The organism is Dietzia aurantiaca, assembly GCF_021033825.1.
Lineage (GTDB): Bacteria > Actinomycetota > Actinomycetes > Mycobacteriales > Mycobacteriaceae > Dietzia > Dietzia aurantiaca.
Genome location: NZ_JAIFXZ010000001.1, coordinates 285,063 through 302,155 on the forward strand (window position 1 = coordinate 285,063; position 17,093 = coordinate 302,155).

Annotated in this window: 14 protein-coding genes and 1 tRNA gene; 4 read left to right on the forward strand and 11 right to left on the reverse strand. The window is 69.6% G+C overall.

Annotated features, from left to right (window positions below; translation table 11 throughout):
- Positions 1-5: 5 nt before the first annotated feature.
- Entirely contained in the window at positions 6-1,676 is a 1,671-nt protein-coding gene (locus K3888_RS01425; protein ID WP_230928436.1) for an AMP-binding protein, read from the reverse strand.
- A 67-nt stretch (positions 1,677-1,743) separates the two neighbouring features.
- Here K3888_RS01425 and K3888_RS01430 point away from each other — a divergent pair, with 67 nt between their 5' ends.
- Complete coding sequence (locus tag K3888_RS01430) at positions 1,744-2,523, forward strand: enoyl-CoA hydratase/isomerase family protein (protein WP_230928437.1); 780 nt, start codon at positions 1,744-1,746, stop codon at positions 2,521-2,523.
- 2 nt (positions 2,524-2,525) lie between these two features.
- A complete protein-coding gene (locus K3888_RS01435) occupies positions 2,526-4,277 on the forward strand; it encodes a helix-turn-helix domain-containing protein (RefSeq protein ID WP_230928438.1) in 1,752 nt (583 codons plus the stop codon).
- A gap of 17 nt (positions 4,278-4,294) precedes the next feature.
- On the opposite strand, the gene K3888_RS01440 is transcribed toward K3888_RS01435, so the two are convergent.
- The 3 genes from K3888_RS01440 to K3888_RS01450 form a co-directional block, all read right to left on the reverse strand.
- Entirely contained in the window at positions 4,295-4,873 is a 579-nt protein-coding gene (locus K3888_RS01440; RefSeq protein ID WP_230928439.1) for a dihydrofolate reductase family protein, read from the reverse strand.
- Positions 4,870-5,859, reverse strand: a complete 990-nt coding sequence (locus tag K3888_RS01445) for an SRPBCC family protein (RefSeq protein WP_230928440.1) — start codon at positions 5,857-5,859, stop codon at positions 4,870-4,872. Before K3888_RS01445 ends, K3888_RS01440 begins: the two co-directional genes overlap by 4 nt.
- A gap of 95 nt (positions 5,860-5,954) precedes the next feature.
- Positions 5,955-6,302 carry an ArsR/SmtB family transcription factor gene (locus K3888_RS01450; RefSeq protein ID WP_230928441.1) on the reverse strand — a complete coding sequence of 116 codons (348 nt, stop codon included), beginning with the start codon at positions 6,300-6,302 and terminating at the stop codon, positions 5,955-5,957.
- Between the two features lie 240 nt (positions 6,303-6,542).
- On the opposite strand from K3888_RS01450, the gene K3888_RS01455 reads away from it, so the two are divergent.
- Complete coding sequence (locus K3888_RS01455) at positions 6,543-8,150, forward strand: HNH endonuclease signature motif containing protein (RefSeq protein ID WP_230928442.1); 1,608 nt, start codon at positions 6,543-6,545, stop codon at positions 8,148-8,150.
- A 16-nt stretch (positions 8,151-8,166) separates the two neighbouring features.
- Here K3888_RS01455 and ccsB read toward each other — a convergent pair whose 3' ends face one another.
- Together ccsB and resB are read right to left on the reverse strand one after the other, a co-directional pair.
- Entirely contained in the window at positions 8,167-9,171 is a 1,005-nt protein-coding gene (gene ccsB / locus K3888_RS01460; RefSeq protein WP_230928443.1) for a c-type cytochrome biogenesis protein CcsB, read from the reverse strand.
- On the reverse strand, positions 9,168-10,847 hold the full coding sequence (gene resB, locus K3888_RS01465) for a cytochrome c biogenesis protein ResB (protein WP_230928444.1): 1,680 nt from the start codon (positions 10,845-10,847) through the stop codon (positions 9,168-9,170). Before resB ends, ccsB begins: the two co-directional genes overlap by 4 nt.
- 292 nt (positions 10,848-11,139) lie before the next feature.
- Between resB and K3888_RS01470 the strand changes: the two genes are divergently transcribed.
- A tRNA-Gly gene (locus K3888_RS01470) sits at positions 11,140-11,212 on the forward strand.
- Between the two features lie 83 nt (positions 11,213-11,295).
- On the opposite strand, the gene K3888_RS01475 is transcribed toward K3888_RS01470, so the two are convergent.
- The 5 genes from K3888_RS01475 to K3888_RS01495 are packed head-to-tail and all read right to left on the reverse strand — an operon-like array spanning position 11,296 to position 16,936.
- A complete protein-coding gene (locus tag K3888_RS01475; RefSeq protein ID WP_308281873.1) occupies positions 11,296-12,156 on the reverse strand; it encodes a cytochrome c biogenesis CcdA family protein in 861 nt (286 codons plus the stop codon).
- Positions 12,153-12,764, reverse strand: coding sequence for a TlpA family protein disulfide reductase (locus K3888_RS01480; RefSeq protein ID WP_230928445.1), 612 nt, complete (start codon positions 12,762-12,764; stop codon positions 12,153-12,155). The genes K3888_RS01475 and K3888_RS01480 overlap by 4 nt, the downstream gene beginning before the upstream one ends.
- Before the next feature lie 9 nt (positions 12,765-12,773).
- A complete protein-coding gene (locus K3888_RS01485; RefSeq protein WP_443652042.1) occupies positions 12,774-13,682 on the reverse strand; it encodes a histidine phosphatase family protein in 909 nt (302 codons plus the stop codon).
- On the reverse strand, positions 13,679-15,028 hold the full coding sequence (hemL, locus tag K3888_RS01490) for a glutamate-1-semialdehyde 2,1-aminomutase (RefSeq protein ID WP_372459513.1): 1,350 nt from the start codon (positions 15,026-15,028) through the stop codon (positions 13,679-13,681). Before hemL ends, K3888_RS01485 begins: the two co-directional genes overlap by 4 nt.
- A gap of 57 nt (positions 15,029-15,085) precedes the next feature.
- The gene (locus tag K3888_RS01495) at positions 15,086-16,936 is read right to left on the reverse strand and encodes an alpha/beta fold hydrolase (protein WP_230928446.1); all 1,851 of its coding nucleotides are present in this window, start codon (positions 16,934-16,936) and stop codon (positions 15,086-15,088) included.
- Between the last annotated feature and the right edge of the window lie 157 nt (positions 16,937-17,093).

Sequence of the window (17,093 nt, forward strand, 5' to 3'; positions counted from 1 at the left end):
AGAGTTCAGCGCCCGTGATCCGAGCGCAGCTGCGCCCGGCGGATCTTGCCTGTGTTGGTGGTGGGCAGCTCGTCCAGGAAGACGACCTCCCGCGGGTATTGGTAGAAGGCCAGGCGCTCTTTGACGAAGGCCTGGATCTCGGCGGCCAACTCGTCGGAACCGGTGACACCGTCAGCGGCGACGATGTACGCGACGATCGCCTCTCCCCGTAGCTCGTCCGGCACGCCGATCACCGCGACCATCTCGACGGACGGGTGCCGCAGGATCTGGTCCTCGATCTCGCCGGGGCCCACTCGATAGCCGGCGGTCGAGATCAGGTCGTCGTTGCGGCCGGAGAACCAGTAGTTCCCGTGGTCGTCGACCGTCGCCAGGTCACCGGTGTGCAGCACGTCGTCGGCGGTCTTCTCCGCCGTCTTGTCGGGGGCGTTCCAGTAGCGCAGGAAGGCGTTGGGGCTGGGGAGTCGCACGCCGATCTCGCCCACCTCCCCGGGGCCGAGGGGCTGGCCGAACTCGTCGAGCAGCACCAGGTCGAATCCGGGCGTGGGGCGGCCCATGGAGCCGGGCGGGGTGTCGAATTGGGCGTGGCAGGTGCCCACGATGAGGTTGCATTCGGTCTGCCCGTAGATCTCGTTGACCCGCACACCGAGGGACTCGCGTGCCCATTCGGCCACGGCTTCGCCCAGTGCCTCGCCGCCGGAGAACGCGGCCCGTAGTCCGGTGCGGGAGTAGTCCACGTCGGAGGCACGCATCATCTTGAGAATGGTCGGAGGCAGGAACGAGCAGGTCACACCGTGTCGCCGGAGGATGTGCTCGACGGTCTCGGGGCTCGGTCGACGATCGGAGGCCACCACGGGGACGCCGCTGTAGAGGCTGGGCAGCAGCACGTCGAGGAGGCCGCCGGCCCAGGCCCAATCGGCGGGGGTCCAGAACACATCAGCGGTCGCGGCGGGCTGAGGGAAGCCGTCGAGCGCGCGCACCACACCGGGCATGTGACCCAGCACCACGCGATGACCGTGGAGGGCGCCCTTGGGCTGGCCGGTGGTCCCGGAGGTGTAGATGAGCAGCGCGGGGTCGTCGGGGCCGGTGTCGGGGACGACGACGGCGACGTCGGCCGAGTCCGTGACCGACAGCGGGAGCACGGTGAGCGCATCGTCACCCGGCACCGCGGGGAAATCCGGCTCGGCCCCTGTCACGAGGACGGTGCGCAGTTCGGGCAGCCCGGCGAGCTCGTCGGCGAGACGCTCGTAGCAGTCCGCGTCGAACACGGCGGCGACCGCGCCGGAGTCGCCCATGCGGAACAGGGCCGCCTCCGGGCCGAATTTCACCGACAGCGGTACCGCGATGGCGCCCATCAGATATGCGGCCATGTGGGCCACGGCGGTCTCGGCGGACTGTGCGCACATCACCGCGATGCGGTCGCCCTCACCGACCCCGCGGTCGCGAAGGAAGGTGATCAGCCGGCGGGCACGGGCGCCGAGTTCGCCGAAGGTCGTGATCTCCGGCGGGGCGTCGCCGCGGTCCACCACGATCGCGGGGGATTCCGGCGGATGCGCGCCAGTACACGCGGCACCGATGTTGAATCGCTCCGGGATCTCCCAGTGGAAGCCCTCGGGCTCGAGGGGCGGGCGCCAGGGAACCGCCTTACGATCTGTGACCTCACTCACGTCGTTCTGCATGCCCTGACCGTAGGGAGTGGCATGGTTCACATACAATGGAGATTCCCCCTACCTTCGGAGTCTCTCGATGTATGAATCCCTATCCCTGGATGTGACAGACGGTGTCGCCCTGATCACGCTCAACCGTCCGCCGGTCAACGCCCTGTCCCGCGCGATGCAGGAAGAACTTCGTGCGGTCGCGACGGAGGTCTCGGGTCGCGACGACGTCGAGTCTGTGGTCCTCACCGGTAGCGAGCGCGTCTTCGCGGCCGGCGCGGACATCAAGGAGATGCGCGACATGCCGTATGCACAGATGGTCTCCGAGGCCCGCGACCTGCAGTCGGCGTTCACCGCCGTGGCCGCGATCCCCCAGCCCACCGTCGCCGCGATCACCGGCGCGGCCCTGGGCGGCGGCATGGAGCTCGCCCTCTGCTGCGATCGCCGGATCGCCGAGTCCAAAGCCAAGCTCGGACAGCCTGAGATCCTGCTCGGCATCATCCCCGGCGCCGGCGGCACCCAGCGACTGGCCCGGCTCGTCGGCCCGGCCGTCGCCAAGGACCTGTGCCTGACCGGCCGCACCCTCACCGCCGCCGAGGCCCTCGAACTCCGCGCCGTCGAGGAGGTCGTCCCCGAGGGGCAGTCCATCGCCCGCGCCCTCGAGTGGGCCCGGCAGTTCGTGGGCGGCCCCCGCATCGCACTACGGGCGGTCAAGGAAGCCGTCGACCGCGGCATCGAGGTGGACCTGGACACCGGGCTGAGCATCGAGCGCGCCCTGTTCGCGGCCCTGTTCGCCACCGAGGACCGCCAGATCGGCATGCAGTCGTTCATCGACAACGGTCCCGGCAAGGCCGGGTTCACCGGCCGCTGACCGTGTCCGCCGACCTCACCCGCGGGCTCCGCGACGTCCTGGACGCGGCCGCCGAACTGGCCTCCGCCCAGGACGAGGACGCGGTCCTGCACATCGCCATCCGCAGGGCCCGGCAGCTCGTCGGGACCGATCTCGCCTACGTCATGCTGCTCGACCCCGAGCGAGGCGACACGTACATGCGGATGGCCGAGGGCGCCACCAGCCCCAGGTTCGACACCATCCGGCTCGGCATGGGACTCGGACTGGGCGGTCAGGTGGCCGAAGCCATGGCCCCGCGCTGGACCCGCAACTACCTGGCAGACGAGCAGTACACGCACGTCATCGACCCGATCATCATCGACGAGGGCGTTCTGGCGATCCTCGGCGTCCCCGTCCGTACTCACGGCCGCCTCACCGGGATGCTGTTCACCTCGGACCGCTCCGAACGGGACTTCGGGCAGGACGAGATCACCCTGCTCGCGCTGCTCGCCGACCAGATCTCCGCCGCACTCACCGCCGCCGAACGCGCATCAAGCCGCCGCCGGGAACTCGACGAGACCCGCGACGCCCTGGACGCCGAACGCGCCCGCACCGCGACCCTCGCCGCCACCGTCGAGACCCATCAGCGACTCACCGAGCTGGTAGTTGGCGGGGCCACCGTGCCCGAGATCGTGGACCTGCTCGTGGAGATCGAAGGCGGCACCGCAGTCGTGTACGACCTCGCCCACCGGGAGCTGGGCTCCGCCCGGTCCACCGAGGGTCCGCCGGTCGACCTGCTCCTGCAGGTCCTGCACGAGGTCACGACGGACCAGGAGCGACCGGCCGGACTCATCTCCCGGCATGTGGACGGCCACGTCGTCGTCGTCACCCCGATCGTCACCGGCCCCGACCACCTCGGCTACATCACGTTCGGCAGCCGCGGCGCCGCCCCGACGGCCGGCGTCGCACTGGTCCGGGTCGCGTCCGTGATCGCCCTGTTCCTCCTCGGCCACAAGGCGCGCGACGAGGCCGACAACCGCGTGCGCGGCGAGCTGCTCGCCGAGCTCCTCTCCCCCGGCGAGCACGACCTCGAGTCCATCAGCCGGCGCGCCGACCTGCTCGGGGTGGATGTGGATTCGGACCTCGTAGCGCTGGTCATCACCCCGTCAGAAGCCCGCATGACGCGCGCCCTGCAGACCGAATGTCGCGCACTCGCCCGCACCGCCGGCGGGCTGGTCACCACCTATGGCGACCGGGCCGTGATGCTCCTTCCCGGGTCAGACGCCGGCGCCACCTCCCGGGATGCGGCCGGCCGCCTGTCATCGCACCGAGCTACGGTCGGCGCATCAGGCCCCATCGCCGGCCTGCCCGGACTCGAGGGGGCCGACGGCGGAGGCGGAGTCGTCGACCACGTGGAACGAGCCCGGCGGGCCGCCCGGCTACTCATCGCACTGGACCGCGAGGGCGACGGCGCGGCGACCGAGGAGCTGGGACTGTACGGCCTGCTGTTCAGTGAGGTCGACCGCGAGTTCGTGGGCCGATTCATCGAGAGCCACCTGGGACCCGTTCGCGCCAGCGACCGCGCGCGCGGCACCGCCCTGCTCGAGACGTTGCAGGCGTGGTTCGCCGCCGAGGGTAGCCCGTCGGCCACCGCCGCGCGACTGTTCGTGCACGTCAACACCGTGTATCAACGGCTCGAGCGACTCGACGCCGTCCTGGGCCCGGGTTGGCGGCGGGGCGACCGCGCGCTCGAACTACGCCTCGCGTTGCGCATGTCCGAGCTCCGCGGGGCCTGAGCAGCTCCCGCCCGGACCTACGGCCGCACCACGTCGTAGATCATCTTCTGGATCCCGTTCCCGTAGGCCTCGTGCTCGACCAGTGCCAGCGACTGCGCGTCCCTGTCGGCCGCGCTGAACAGGCGCTTGCCGGCGCCGAGGAGCAGGGGGAAGACCAGCAGGTGGTAGCGGTCCACCAGCCCGGCATCGGCGAGCGCTTGCCCGAGCGTCCCGCTGCCCTGCACCAGGATCGGGCCGCCCTCGGTCTCCTTGAGAAGAGCCACCTCCTCCACCGACCGGAGGATGGCGATCGGCCCCCAGTCATCCACGAGATCCTCGTTGCGCAGCGACTCCGACACCACATACTTGGGCAGTTCGTTGTACCGGGCGAACTCGTCGGTCATCGTGGGCCAGATCGGCGCGAACGCCTCATAGCTCCGGCGGCCCAACAGCAGCGCCGCAGCCTCCTCCTGCTCGCGCCCCTTGAGTTCGTACGCGGCCGGGTCGAACGCCACGTTCTTATACGTCCAGCCCGAGTTCCGGTAGCCCTCTTCTCCACCCGGGGCCTCCATCACGCCGTCGAGCGAGACGAATGCCGTGATGATCAGGGCCCTCATGGGCGCCCCTCTGCCAGCACTGTTTCCTCCAGCCGCGCGTAGCTGATCTCCATGCCGTCGGTCATGCCGGTGCCCAGGATCGCGTCGCGCTGTTCGCGGCTGTCGTAGGTCACCACGAGCGAGATCAGCGTGCCGCCGTCGACGGGCGTGAGCGTCTGCTCGTTGCGGGTGGGCGGGCCGTCGACGCCCTCCATCGTCTCCAGGAACACCTCGCGATGCGGTGGATCGGTCTCCAGCAGTTCGCCGACCAGAGCGAACCCCTGGTCTTCCGTGCCGTCGGTCGGCGCGTACGCGTAGCGGTGCCGGTCCCCCGGCTTCGTGCTCGTGACACATTCGGTGAACTCCCAGCCGTCGGGTCCGTAGCACCACTGCCGCAGCAGTTCCGGATCGTGGTGGGCGGCCCACACCTGTTCCGGGGTCCCGCGCACAACCCGGCTGATCCGGACCTTGGTGTCGGACAGCAGTTGGGCGCTCGTGGCGCGGTCGACGGCGAAGCTCCGCAGGTCGGCGAGCACGTCGTCGATCTGCCCCATGGCGGAGGTCATGCCCTCCTCCATGCCCATCTCGAGGAGTTGCTCGAGTTCGGGCAGGCTGTTGAAGTGGGTGGTCGTGGTGAGGCGCGAGCCGCGGTCCGTCTCGGTGAACTCGAAGACCATGCGCATGGACGGCATGTCGGTGTTGGGCTCGCCGTCGTCGCGGGTGAAGCCGTCGAGGACCTCGAAAGAGCGTCCCTCCGCGACCGCCAGGAACTCCCAGTAGCCGCCGGAGCGGTCACCGTCGGGGCCGGTCATGTAGTACTCGGACAGGCCGCCGGGCGCGAGGTCGTGGCGGACGAACGTCGCGGGCCACGTGGGTGGCCCCCAGAACTTCTCGAGTTGGCGCGGGTCGGCGTAGGCGTCCCAGAGACGCCGGAGCGGAACGGTGAAATCAGCGACGACGACGAGGGTCAGCGCCTCCGGGTCCTTGGCTACTGAGGTGATGGGCATTGTGAGCCTCCAGGGATGAGATCTGCCTGCGTGGTGGGACGTGGCGGGCCAGTACCTTTCGCGGTCCTCCTTCCTCTGTTCTCGACCAGGGGCGTTCAATCTTCGGCCAGGAACGCATCGAGGCGGTCGATGCGGCCGCGCCACAGCTGTTCATAGCTGGTGAGCAGGCCCTGTGCGGTGCGGATGGTCTCGGGATTGCCGCGGATCCGGCGTTCTCGGCCGATGCGGTTGTTGCTGACCAATCCGGCCTCCTCGAGGACGTTGACGTGCTTTCGGACCGCCGCGAACGACATTTCGTACCGCTCGGCGAGTTCGGAGACGGATGCCTCCTCGACGAGCGTGCGCCGGACGATGTCGCGGCGCGTCGCATCAGCCAACGCTCGGAAGATCCGGTCGACGTCGGCATCGCTGAAGTCCGTCTCGCACGGTTGATATAGAACCATTTGGTATCACGTTAGGCCGACCACGCCCGCCCGTCAATAGCTGCCGCCGGGGAATTTTCCCGCCCGAGCCCCGGGGCCTGACCTGAACCGCCCTGAAAGGGCGGTTCAGGGCACCGCAGGTCAACGCGCCGGGGGCCGGCCCAGGTGCCGCCCCCGCCCCGAACCTGTCGCGTTCCGGCTCCGCCGGCCCGGCAATCATGTCGTCCAACAATGTCGTACCTCGAACATACAGTCGAACACATGACAACCACCATCCCGTTCACCACGCAGAATTCGGACCCCTCGACCGAGTCGCTCAACACTCAGTTCGCTCAGTCCACTCAGTTTGCGGAGAGATTCGAGCCGCCGCCAGGGTTCACAACGACCACAGCCCCCGCCACCGAGGTGCTCGTCCCGGACTCCTTCAGCCGATGGGACCCCGGACAGCAACGCGGATATCTCGCCCAACGAGCGATCAACGCCGCCGAGGGCGGCACCGTCGTCTACGCCTATGCCTGCGTTCGCAGGGCCACCGAGCACGACGAGCAGCGCGATCCGCTGGACACGGCCGCCACCATGGTGAGCGCGTCGATGGCCTTGTCGCGCCGCGGAGCATTCCGCCTCGTCACCACAGCGGTGGAACTGATCGAACGGCTCCCGCGAACCGCGGCTCTGTTGACGACCGGATGGATCGGGGTCCACGCAGCCCACGCCATCGCCGAGGAGACCGCACTGGTCGAGGACACACTGCTCCCTGAACTCGACCGGCGCATCTGCGAGGGCCTCGCACCGACCAGGCGACGGACCCACCCGCCCAGAATCGGACCTCTCCGCAAGATGCTCAGCAAGCATGTCGCGGCCTGCGACCCCATGGGTGCCGATGCGCGCGCACAGCAGACGCGACGTGATCAGAACGTGAGGATGACGCCCATATCGGGCGACCACGCCCGGATCACCGCGACCCTCACCGCAGTGGACGCGATCGAGATCGCCGACCGCATCGAGGCGCTGGTACGCACGGCCTCGGCGGACGATACCCGGACCAGCGGGCAACTCCGAGCCGCCGGCCTACTCGCCCTGAGTCGCGGCTGGACCTGCCTGCCGGAGCCCGACGGCGACCACCCCACCGATCCGGCCGCGCAAGATGCGGTTCGGCGGGTGATCATCCATTCCTATGACGACGGAGATCCCGACTTCCGCGGGCTGTTCCTGACGGGATACGGCCCGGTCTCCGGCCACACCGCCGCCGAGTTGCAGCGCATGGCCAGACGAAGGCTCGACGCGCTGGACACTCTCGCCGACCCGGACAGCGAGGCCGCGCGCCGGTACTCCCCCTCGGAGGCGCTGTCCCACTTCTGCCGGGGCCGCGACGGCACTTGTGTCTTTCCCGGATGCCAGACCCCGGCGGACAAGACTGACCTCGATCACATCATCCCGTTCGACCATGACGACCCCGGCCGTGGCGGTCACACGACAAGCGACGATCTCGGCTGTCTCTGCCGCACGCATCACCGCCTCAAGACCGAAGGCCTGTGGGCGTACTACCGGAACACCGAAGGGGTCTATGTGTGGATCCACGGGCCGAACCATCCCGACCGGGACCCCGGGACTCGGATCATGAGCATCCCCAACGGGCCGCTCGCGCAGTTCGCCGCACCGCGGCACCCCGAGCGCAGTTGCCTACAACAGGAGTCTGCGGAGGCCGGCCGGACCGGCGACGGCGTAGCCGGGTCACGACGTCGACCGCACAGACGACAGCGTCGACACACCGAACGGCGGTACCTGCGGGCGCAGGCCGAGCAGCGGCTCCGGCCGACAGGCGGGTCCGCTGAGCAGCCGCAGGCGCAGCAGCGGCGGTCGGCAGCCTAGGCCGCGTCGCCCGGTGTCAGTTCAGGCCCGCGTACGAGTGCAGACCGGAGACCACGATGTTGATGAAGAACAGGTTGAACACCAGCACCACGAACCCGGCGATGTTGATCCACGCCGCCTTCTTCGGACCCCAGCCGGAGGTGGCGCGAGCGTGCAGGTAGCCGGCGTACAACACCCACGAGATGAACGACACCGTCTCCTTGGGGTCCCAGCCCCAGAACCGGCCCCACGCGCTCTCGGCCCACACCGCGCCCAGCAGGATGCCCACGCCGAAGACGGGGAAGCCGATCACGGTGACGCGGTAGGCCAGCCGGTCGAGGGTCTCCGCCGCCGGCAGGGGGCGGGCCAGCCCGGCAGCCCAGCCGTTCTCCTGGCCCTGCGGCTGCCACACGCGGATGAGGTACATGATCGACACGACGCCCGGAACGAGCAGGATCCCCGCGCCCAGCGAGATGATCGACACATGGATCGGCAGCCAGTACGAGCGCAGCGCCGGCACCACGGGAGCGGCCTCGGAGTACAGGTGCGTCCCGCCGAAGAACATGAGCACCAGCACCGGGAGCAGCAGGTACGGCCACGCCGTCTGCATCGCAGGCTTGCGCAGGAACACCAGCCCGGCGCCCACCCCGAGAATCGACGTGCCGAGGATGAACTCGTACATGTTGCCGAGCGGGAACCGGTCGGTGGCGAGTCCTCGCAGGATCAACGACGCCACCGAGAAGACGAATCCTATGGTGATGAACAGCTGCGCGATCCGGGACCAGCGCCGGTTCCCGGCGGCAGCCCGCTCATCGTCGGCGATTCCGGTGGAGCTGAGCGATGTGGACTCGGTGAGCCCGGTGCCGCCGGCCGCCACGAGCTCCTTCTCCGAGACCTTGGCTACACGGAACCCCCCGTAGTAGACCAGCGATGCGATCAGCGCCAGTACGTAGATGCCGAACGCCGTCCGGAATGCCAGATCCGAGTACGTGGACAGGGTCTCGTTGACAGGCAGCCCCTGAGCGAGAATCAAGGTGTTCACCGGATGTCGTCCTTCCGCACGGTGTCGTCGGCATCGCCGCGACTGGTTGAAGTGTGTCCCGGCTCCGCCGCATCAGGCAAGCCGTCACCGGGCAACACGGGTGTGACAGTGGATTCAGCGACCAGCCGGTCCCGGAGTGCATCGAATTCCGAGCCCCAGCCCGATCGGTCCGTCCGGGCCAGGCCCCCCAGGTCGACGCGGGTGACGTTGTCGTCGTCGATACTCACCCGGGCCCAGATGCGCCGGCGACGCACCATCAGGCTCAACACCAGGCCGCCCATCATGACCGCGGCGAACACGCCCACCCAGATCTGCGTGGGGTCCTCGGAGACCTGGATGTTGATGAACTCCTCGGCGCCGTCGAACCGGACCTCGGTGCCGTCGGCGAGCGTCGTGGACTCGCCCGGCCGCAGGTTGACGCGCGCCTCGCGGTTGAGCAATCCCGACTCGATGAGGTCCGGCTCCAGCGAGAAGATCGACTGCGGGCGGCCGGTGTCCAGGCCGGCGTCGCCGCGGTAGACATCGATCGCCACCGCCGGGTCGTCCATGCGCGGGAAGCGGGAGCTGAGCAGGGTGCCGTCGAACTGCGCGGTCGGCGCGAACAGGCCCTGCACGGCGATCTGCTGCCCACGCCGCTCGACCAGGTCCGGGTACATGCCGGCCGGCGGATCGAAGCGCATGATCCCCGAGGACAGGAACGTCTGCAGCTCCGTCGGCTGCCAGTGCTGGGTGTCGGTGCGGGTCTCGCCGTTGGGGAACGTCACCGTGAACGTGGGCGCGAAACCGTGCCCCTGCAGGTAGACGCGGGTCGAGCCGATGCGCAGCGGGTGGTTGACCGCCATCTCGTAGTGCTCCCACGTGTCCGGGGAGGTGGTGGCCACGTCCTCGGTGAAGCGCACGTTCGAGGTGAACATCTCGGCCTGGCCGTTGGACAGGTAGTCGGCGCGGAAGTCCTCGATCTTGATGCAGAACTGCTCGAGGTCGGTGCCGTCGACGAGGAGGCCGGCGCGGAACGAGTCGTACGCGCTCGGCGTGGTGTTGCAGAACGCCGGAGACTCCTCGTTGGCGATGAGCACCCGCATGCCCTCGGCGTACACGAACTTGCCGGCCGCGAACATGATCAGCAGGGCGAGCAGGGCGAAGTGGAAGACGATGTTGCCGACCTCGCGCGTGTAACCGCGCTCGGAGGACAGCTCGATGGTGCCGGGGACGCGGCCGTCGCCGTCGTTGCGTCGCACCCGCCAGCCACGCAGCGCGCGCTGCACCTGACCCGCCGCCTCCTCTGGGGTGGCGGTGGTGCGGTACGCGGCGTGGTGCGGCAGCCGACCGAGGTTCCGGGGCGTGAGCGGTGGCGGCGTGCGCAGCTGCTTGACCAGGTCGATACAGCGGGGCGTCAGGCAGCCGACCAGCGAGACGAACAGCAGGACGTAGATGGAGGTGAACCACCAGCTGCCGAACACGTCGAACAGCTGCAGCTTGTCGTAGAGCTCGCCGATCCAGCCGTTCTCTTCGATGTACTCGACGACATTGCCCTCGTTGAGGCTGCGCTGCGGCAGGAGTGCGCCGGGGATGGCGGCCACCGCCAGCAGGAACAACAGGATGAGGGCCGTGCGCATCGCCGTGAGGGTGCGCCATGCGTTACGGAAGAAGGCTGTGACGGCGGCTGTTCTGGGCATGGGGTCCATCTGCGTGTCGCGGTGCGTCGAGGCTGCTACGGCTGGGTACGCCACGGCCGGTTCGACGCCGGTCGGTCTCAGGCTAGTCGGGCGAACCTGAGCGAAACCTGGCAGGGTACAGCCGGTGGCCCCGACTATGACGGGGGTCTCCCGAGGCGGGGATCGACGCGCGGCGAGGGGCTGGGATCGTTGCCCGGGAACCTCTTCGGGGCACCCCGACTGCGGGCCCTCCGGACAATGGACTAGTGTTCTTTCTCGCAAGGGCACGGGCGCTCACGGCCCGAGGTTCCATGCGGATGTGGCGCAGCTGGTAGCGCATCACCTTGCCAAGGTGAGGGTCGCGGGTTCGAATCCCGTCATCCGCTCAGCGTGTGATGTCCCGGATCGTCGTTCACAGACGATCCGGGACATCACTCATTTGTGGGCCTCGCAAGTTCGCGCACGCAGGCTAGATGGGCAGCGTGGTGTCCGAGATGGCGAAGTCGCGCAGCCAGTCGATGAACAGCGCCCATGCGCCGGTCAGCAGCAGCAGGCCCACGAAGATCAACATCACTCCTCCGAACACCTGGATGCCGCGGGTGTGCTTCTGCAGCCAGCCGACGGTGCGCATCGCCCAGGTGGAGCCGAATGCCACCACGACGAACGGCAGGCCGAGCCCGAGACAGTAGGCCACGATCAGGAGCACGCCGCGGGCGGCGTCGACTCCGGTCCCGGCGGCCACGGACAGTGCGGCGGCCAGGGTTGGTCCGAGGCACGGGGTCCATCCGAGCGCGAACACGGCGCCGAGCAACGGGGCGCCGAGCCACGTCGACAGCGACCTGGGCTGCATCCGGGTGTCACGTTGCAGCGTGGGGACCAGCCCGATGAAGACCAGTCCCATGAGGATGGTCACCACACCGCCGAGTCGCTGCAGCAGCTCCTGCTGCGGTGCGAGGTACTGCACGGTTCCCAGCACCATGGCGCTGAGCAGCACGAACACCACGGTGAAACCGGCCACGAACAACAACGACGCCCCCACGACGCGGGCTCGCGACGCCTGCCGGGTTCGGCGTTCCTCCGCGGTCAGCGTCGCGTTGGCCGCGCGCTGCCGTTCCGCGGCAGCCGCGGTGGCCGGCGGCCGCTCGGCGCCCACGACGCTGGCCAGGTACGCCAGGTAGCCGGGCACGAGTGGAACCACGCAGGGCGAGGCGAACGAGACGAGCCCGGCGAGCACGCAGGCTCCCAGCGCCAGCAGGATCGGCCCGCCGGCGACCGTCTGCTGGAACGTCTCCCCCACGCTCTGGGCGAGCAGGATCACGTCCGGACTCACGCCGGCTCGACCTCCTCGGCCAGGAGCCGCTCGATGGCACTGTTGAGCTTGTCGTCGGTGATCTCGACCAGGTACACGGCGGCCACGCGGTGCTGCTTGTCGAGCAGAATTGTGGTGGGCACGACCGAGGTGGGGAATCCGCGCAGCGCGGCGACGGCGGCGTTGCTGGGGTCCCAGATCGACGGGTAGGTGACGCCGTTGTCCGACACGAAATCGACGGGCTTCTGCCGGTTGGGGTCCCGCAGATTGATGCCGAACACCGTCGCGCCCCGGGGGCCGAACTCGTCCTGGATGCGCTGCAGGTCGTCGACCTCGGCCCGGCACGGCCCACACCACTGACCCCAGGTGTTGAGCACCACGACCTCCCCCGCGTGGTCCTGCTGCAGGTTGAGCGTGGTGTCCGGGTCGAGCAGGTCCGGACCGGCGATCTCCGCGACGGGCTTACGCTCGGCCGGCGGGTCGTAGAGGATCTCGAGCTTGCCGTCGGGGCTGACGAACTCGAAGGTCTCGGGACCGGCCACCACGGCGTCGTCCCCGGTGGCGCAGCCACTGGTGACCAGCACGCCTGTCAGCATCAACGCACCGAGAGCGGTTCGGGTCTTACGCATGGTTTCCGTTCAGGCTCCGGTCTGGGACGGGTCGGACGCACCCGCCGGCTCCGAGTAGACGATGTCGCGCAGTGTGGTGCCCTCGAACACCAGCGAGGTGATGGACGCAAGCGAACACTGCCGCTTGCGCGGATCGTGCCACAGTCGGCGGCCCTCGAGAAAACGACGGGTGGTGTAGACGGGCAGCTGGTGGCTGACCAGGACCGCCTCGTGTCCGCGCGCCACGTCGAGGGCGGAGTACACGGCCCCGATCATCCGGTGCGCGATCTGCAGGTACGGCTCGCCCCAGGACGGCTGCATCGGGTTCAGCAGGATCGGCCAGTACTGGGGGTCACGTAGCGCTCCGCCGCGCCCGCCGACCTTGTTGCCCTCGAACCGGTTGTCCGCCTCGATGATGTCCTCGTCGATCCCCACCGGGAGCCCGAGCCGCTCGGCGAGCGGGGCCGCGGTCTCCTGCGCGCGCTGCAGCGGCGAGGCGACGATCGAGACGATGTCGTGCCCGGAACCGAGCACCCGCCCCACGGTCTCCGCCTGGCTCCGGCCCAGCTCCGACAGCCTGAAGCCGGGCAGCCGCCCGTACAGGACCCCGTCGGGGTTATGTACCTCACCGTGGCGCACGAGGTGGACGATCGTCTGCGTCTCGGGACCACGGGCCGAGGCGTCACGTGAGGTCGACGACGACGAGCGCGGCTCACCCGGCGCGGCGATCGTCCCCGGCTCGGCGCCATAGGCCTCGGATCCCTCGGCCTCGGTCGACACGTGGGCGTCGCCGGCGTCGGCCGCGGCACCGGGCCCCGTCAGCGACGGCGGCGCGTCGGCGGGGGCCGGATGGTCGCCCCGCAGGGGGATCGGCAGTGAGGTGGGACCCGTCGCCGGGACTGCGAACCTCGCGCGCAGGCCTCGCTTGTTCCCGCTCATCGGGCGTTGTCCGGGGCGGTGGCGGCGGCTGCTGCCTCGGCGGCGACCGGCAGCGCGTCGGCGATGTGCTGGAAGTCGTCGTCGGTGAGCGCGGTGGAGACGAACCAGGTCTCGAACGCGCTCGGCGGCGCGTAGATCCCACGATCGAGGAGGGTGTTGAAGAACGGTGCGTAGCGGAACGACTCCGCGGCCTTGGCACCGGCGTAGTCGGTGACCTGACCGTCGGTGAAGAAGGTGCTGAGCATGGTGCCGGCACGCTGGATGGTGTGGGCCACGCCCGCCGCGTGCAGTGCATTGCTGATCAGCGCCTCGAGCCTGTCGGCGTTGGTCTGCAGCGTGTAGTAGCAGGAGTGGTCGGCCAGACGCAGCGAGGTGAGCCCGGCGGCCACTGCGACGGGGTTTCCGGACAGGGTCCCGGCCTGGTAGACGGGCCCCGCCGGGGCGAGGGCCGCCATGACGTCGGCGCGACCACCGAAGGCGGCCGCGGGCAGGCCTCCGGACATGACCTTGCCGAAGGTGGTCAGGTCGCCGGCCACGCCGTCGATCCCCCACCAGCCGCGGTCACCGGCGCGGAAGCCGGTCATGACCTCGTCCATGATGAGCAGCGCGCCGCCTGCCGAGCAGAGGCTGCGCAGTTCCTCGTTGAACCCGGGCAGTGGCGGGACCGTGCCCATGTTGCCGGCGGCGGCCTCGGTGATCACGCACGCGATCTGGTCGCCGTGGTTGGCGAACGCCAGGCGCACCGCGTCGACGTCGTTGTACGGCAGCACGATCGTGTCGTGGGCGCTGGCCCCGGTGACGCCGGGCGAGTCCGGCAGGGAGAACGTGGCCACCCCGGAGCCGGCGTCGGCGAGCAGGGCGTCGACGTGGCCGTGGTAGCAGCCGGAGAACTTGATGACCTTGGCCCGGCCGGTGAAGCCGCGGGCCAGGCGTACCGCGCTCATGGTGGCCTCGGTGCCCGAGTTGACCAGTCGCACCTCCTCCACGGACGTGCGGGCGATGATCTCGCGCGCCAGATCGACCTCACCCTCGGTGGGGGTGCCGAAGCTGAGGCCGCGGGAGGCCGCGGACCGGACGGCGTCGACGATCTCCGGGTGGGCGTGACCGTGGATCATCGGCCCCCAGGAGCACACGAGATCGATATAGCTGTTGCCGTCCACGTCCGTCATGCGAGAACCCCGCGCTTCACGCATGAAACGCGGGGTTCCGCCGACGGAGTTGAAGGCGCGGACCGGGGAGTTGACCCCACCGGGGATCAGCTCTCGGGCCTCCGCGAAGAGCTCGGCCGATCGCGTGGTGCCGGACAGGCCGGTCGGGGTCGGGAGGGCATCACTCGGGTTCGTCACCCCTCCAGTGTCTCAGAGACGCCCGACGAGCTCTCCCCCGCGGTGCGTGGCCTGCGGCTATGCCGGCGGCGCCGGCGGGGTGAACAGCGACTTGGCCGCCGCGTCGATCTGACCGGCCACGTCCTGCAGCGCCTTCTGCGCCTGCGCGTGCAGCTCCTGCGGGGTGGGCAGCGGGGCCGGAGCGGGGATCACCGGCGCGGGGGCCGCGTTCACCGGTGCGGGCTCGACGGATCCGGTGGCCGGCGCGATCGCGTCGCCGCGGTGCGTGCCGTACCAGTCGTCGGCGCCCTCGACCGGGGCCCCCATGCCCTCCTGGGCGGCGGAGGCGCGGTCGGCCGCGTCCCACTTGGGCAGCGGGTCCGGCGACGGCTTGCCCGGCACGTGGCCGGGGGTGGCCTGTCCGGTCTCGAGGAACTCCATGACGATCCGGTCCACGGCCTCGTTACCGGTCCGGAACACGGCGTGGTCGCCTCCCCCGACGGTCACCAGCGTGCCGCCCATGGCGTCGGCGACGCGATGGGCCCCGGCGATCGGGGTCACGGCGTCGTCCTCGGAGTGCAGGACGAGAGGCTTCACGTCCAGCTCGTCTCCGCTGGGGTCGATCGTGCGGGCGACGGGATCCCAGCCCACACAGTCGTCGCCGGCGGCCTCGACCGCGGCGCGCGTCGCGAGTCGGCTGCCTCCGGTGGCCTTGTCGATCTTGGCCGCCGTCACCCCCAGCTGGTCGGCCGGGGCGGCCGTCTCGTTGCAGGTGATGATGGCGTTCATCTCGATGTCGGTGCGGTAGACCGGCGAGCGGTTCTCCTGCGCCGCGAGCATGAGGCCGACGGTCTCGTAGTCGACCCGGGCGATCTGGCCACCGTCGTTGTAGTACTTCAGGATGTGGGCCAGCATCGGCCACGCCTGCTCGTTGTAGGTGGCGCCCACGGTGGCGTCGTAAAGACCGGTGGTGGCGTTGTTGGTCAGGCCCTGCAGCGCGGCGGCGCGGGCGAAGCCCTCGACGCGGGCGCGGCCCGGCGCGGTCGTGTTGACCACGTCGATAGCCGGCTGCTCGAGCACCGTTCCGCGCAGCTCGACCGGCAGGTCACGGGTCTCGGCCGGCGGGGGCGTCAGGTTGGCGGGGCCGCCCACCTCCTGGTCGGTCACCCACTTCCAGGAGTGGAACACCTTCAGGGGGGTGTCACCGAGCCCGTAGTACTCGTCCCGCTCGGCGATCCACCCGAAGATGTCGTTGACCCGCTTCTCCTGCGCGAACGCGCCCTGCTGCGCCTGCTCGGACCAGCGCCAGTCGGGGTGGGTGTTGGAGTCGAGCACCATCTTCCCGGTGTGCTCGGGGAACAGCGTCGCGTAGTCGGTGCCGATCGCGGTGCCGTAGGACACGCCCAGGTAGTCGATCTCGGCGAGCTCGAGCGCCTCGCGCACCGCATTGGTGTCGCGCGCGGCGTTCTCGGTGGTCATGGACTTCATGTACGCCGGGTCGGTGCCGAAGCACGCGTCGTGCAGCGGGTTGGCGGAGTTCGGGCCGACGTACTCGACCTCACAGACCATCGGGTTGGAGCCGAACATGCCGCGGGGCTGGACCGCCACCAGGTCGTGGTTCTCGTACAGACCGGCAGGCGCGGAGCCGTCCAGCGGCGGGTTCCAGAAGTTGAGCGCATAGTTTCCCGGCCCGCCCGGGTTGCCGAACACGGTGGACCTGGCCTGTCCCGTGGAGGCCTTGATCCGGGTCAGCGCGACCTTGGTCGTGGCGCCGGCCGGGTCGCCGTAGTCGACGGGCACCTCGACGGTCCCGCACTCCATCCCGGCGGGGAGGTACTCGGACTCCACGCCGAGCATCTCAGTACATTCCTGCCACTCCACCGGGGCGGCTGCTGCCACTCCCGATCCCAGCAGTGCGATCGCTCCCACGACCGCGGTGGTGCCAACGAAAGTGCTAGATGGCTGCACCGATCCCCAATTCCATGTGCTGTAGGTGTCTTCCCGAGAATCAGACGCCTCGACGCAGGCTTTCACCGTGGCCACACACGTCCGAACTTTCCCAACAGTAGCGTGTGGTGCGCACCAC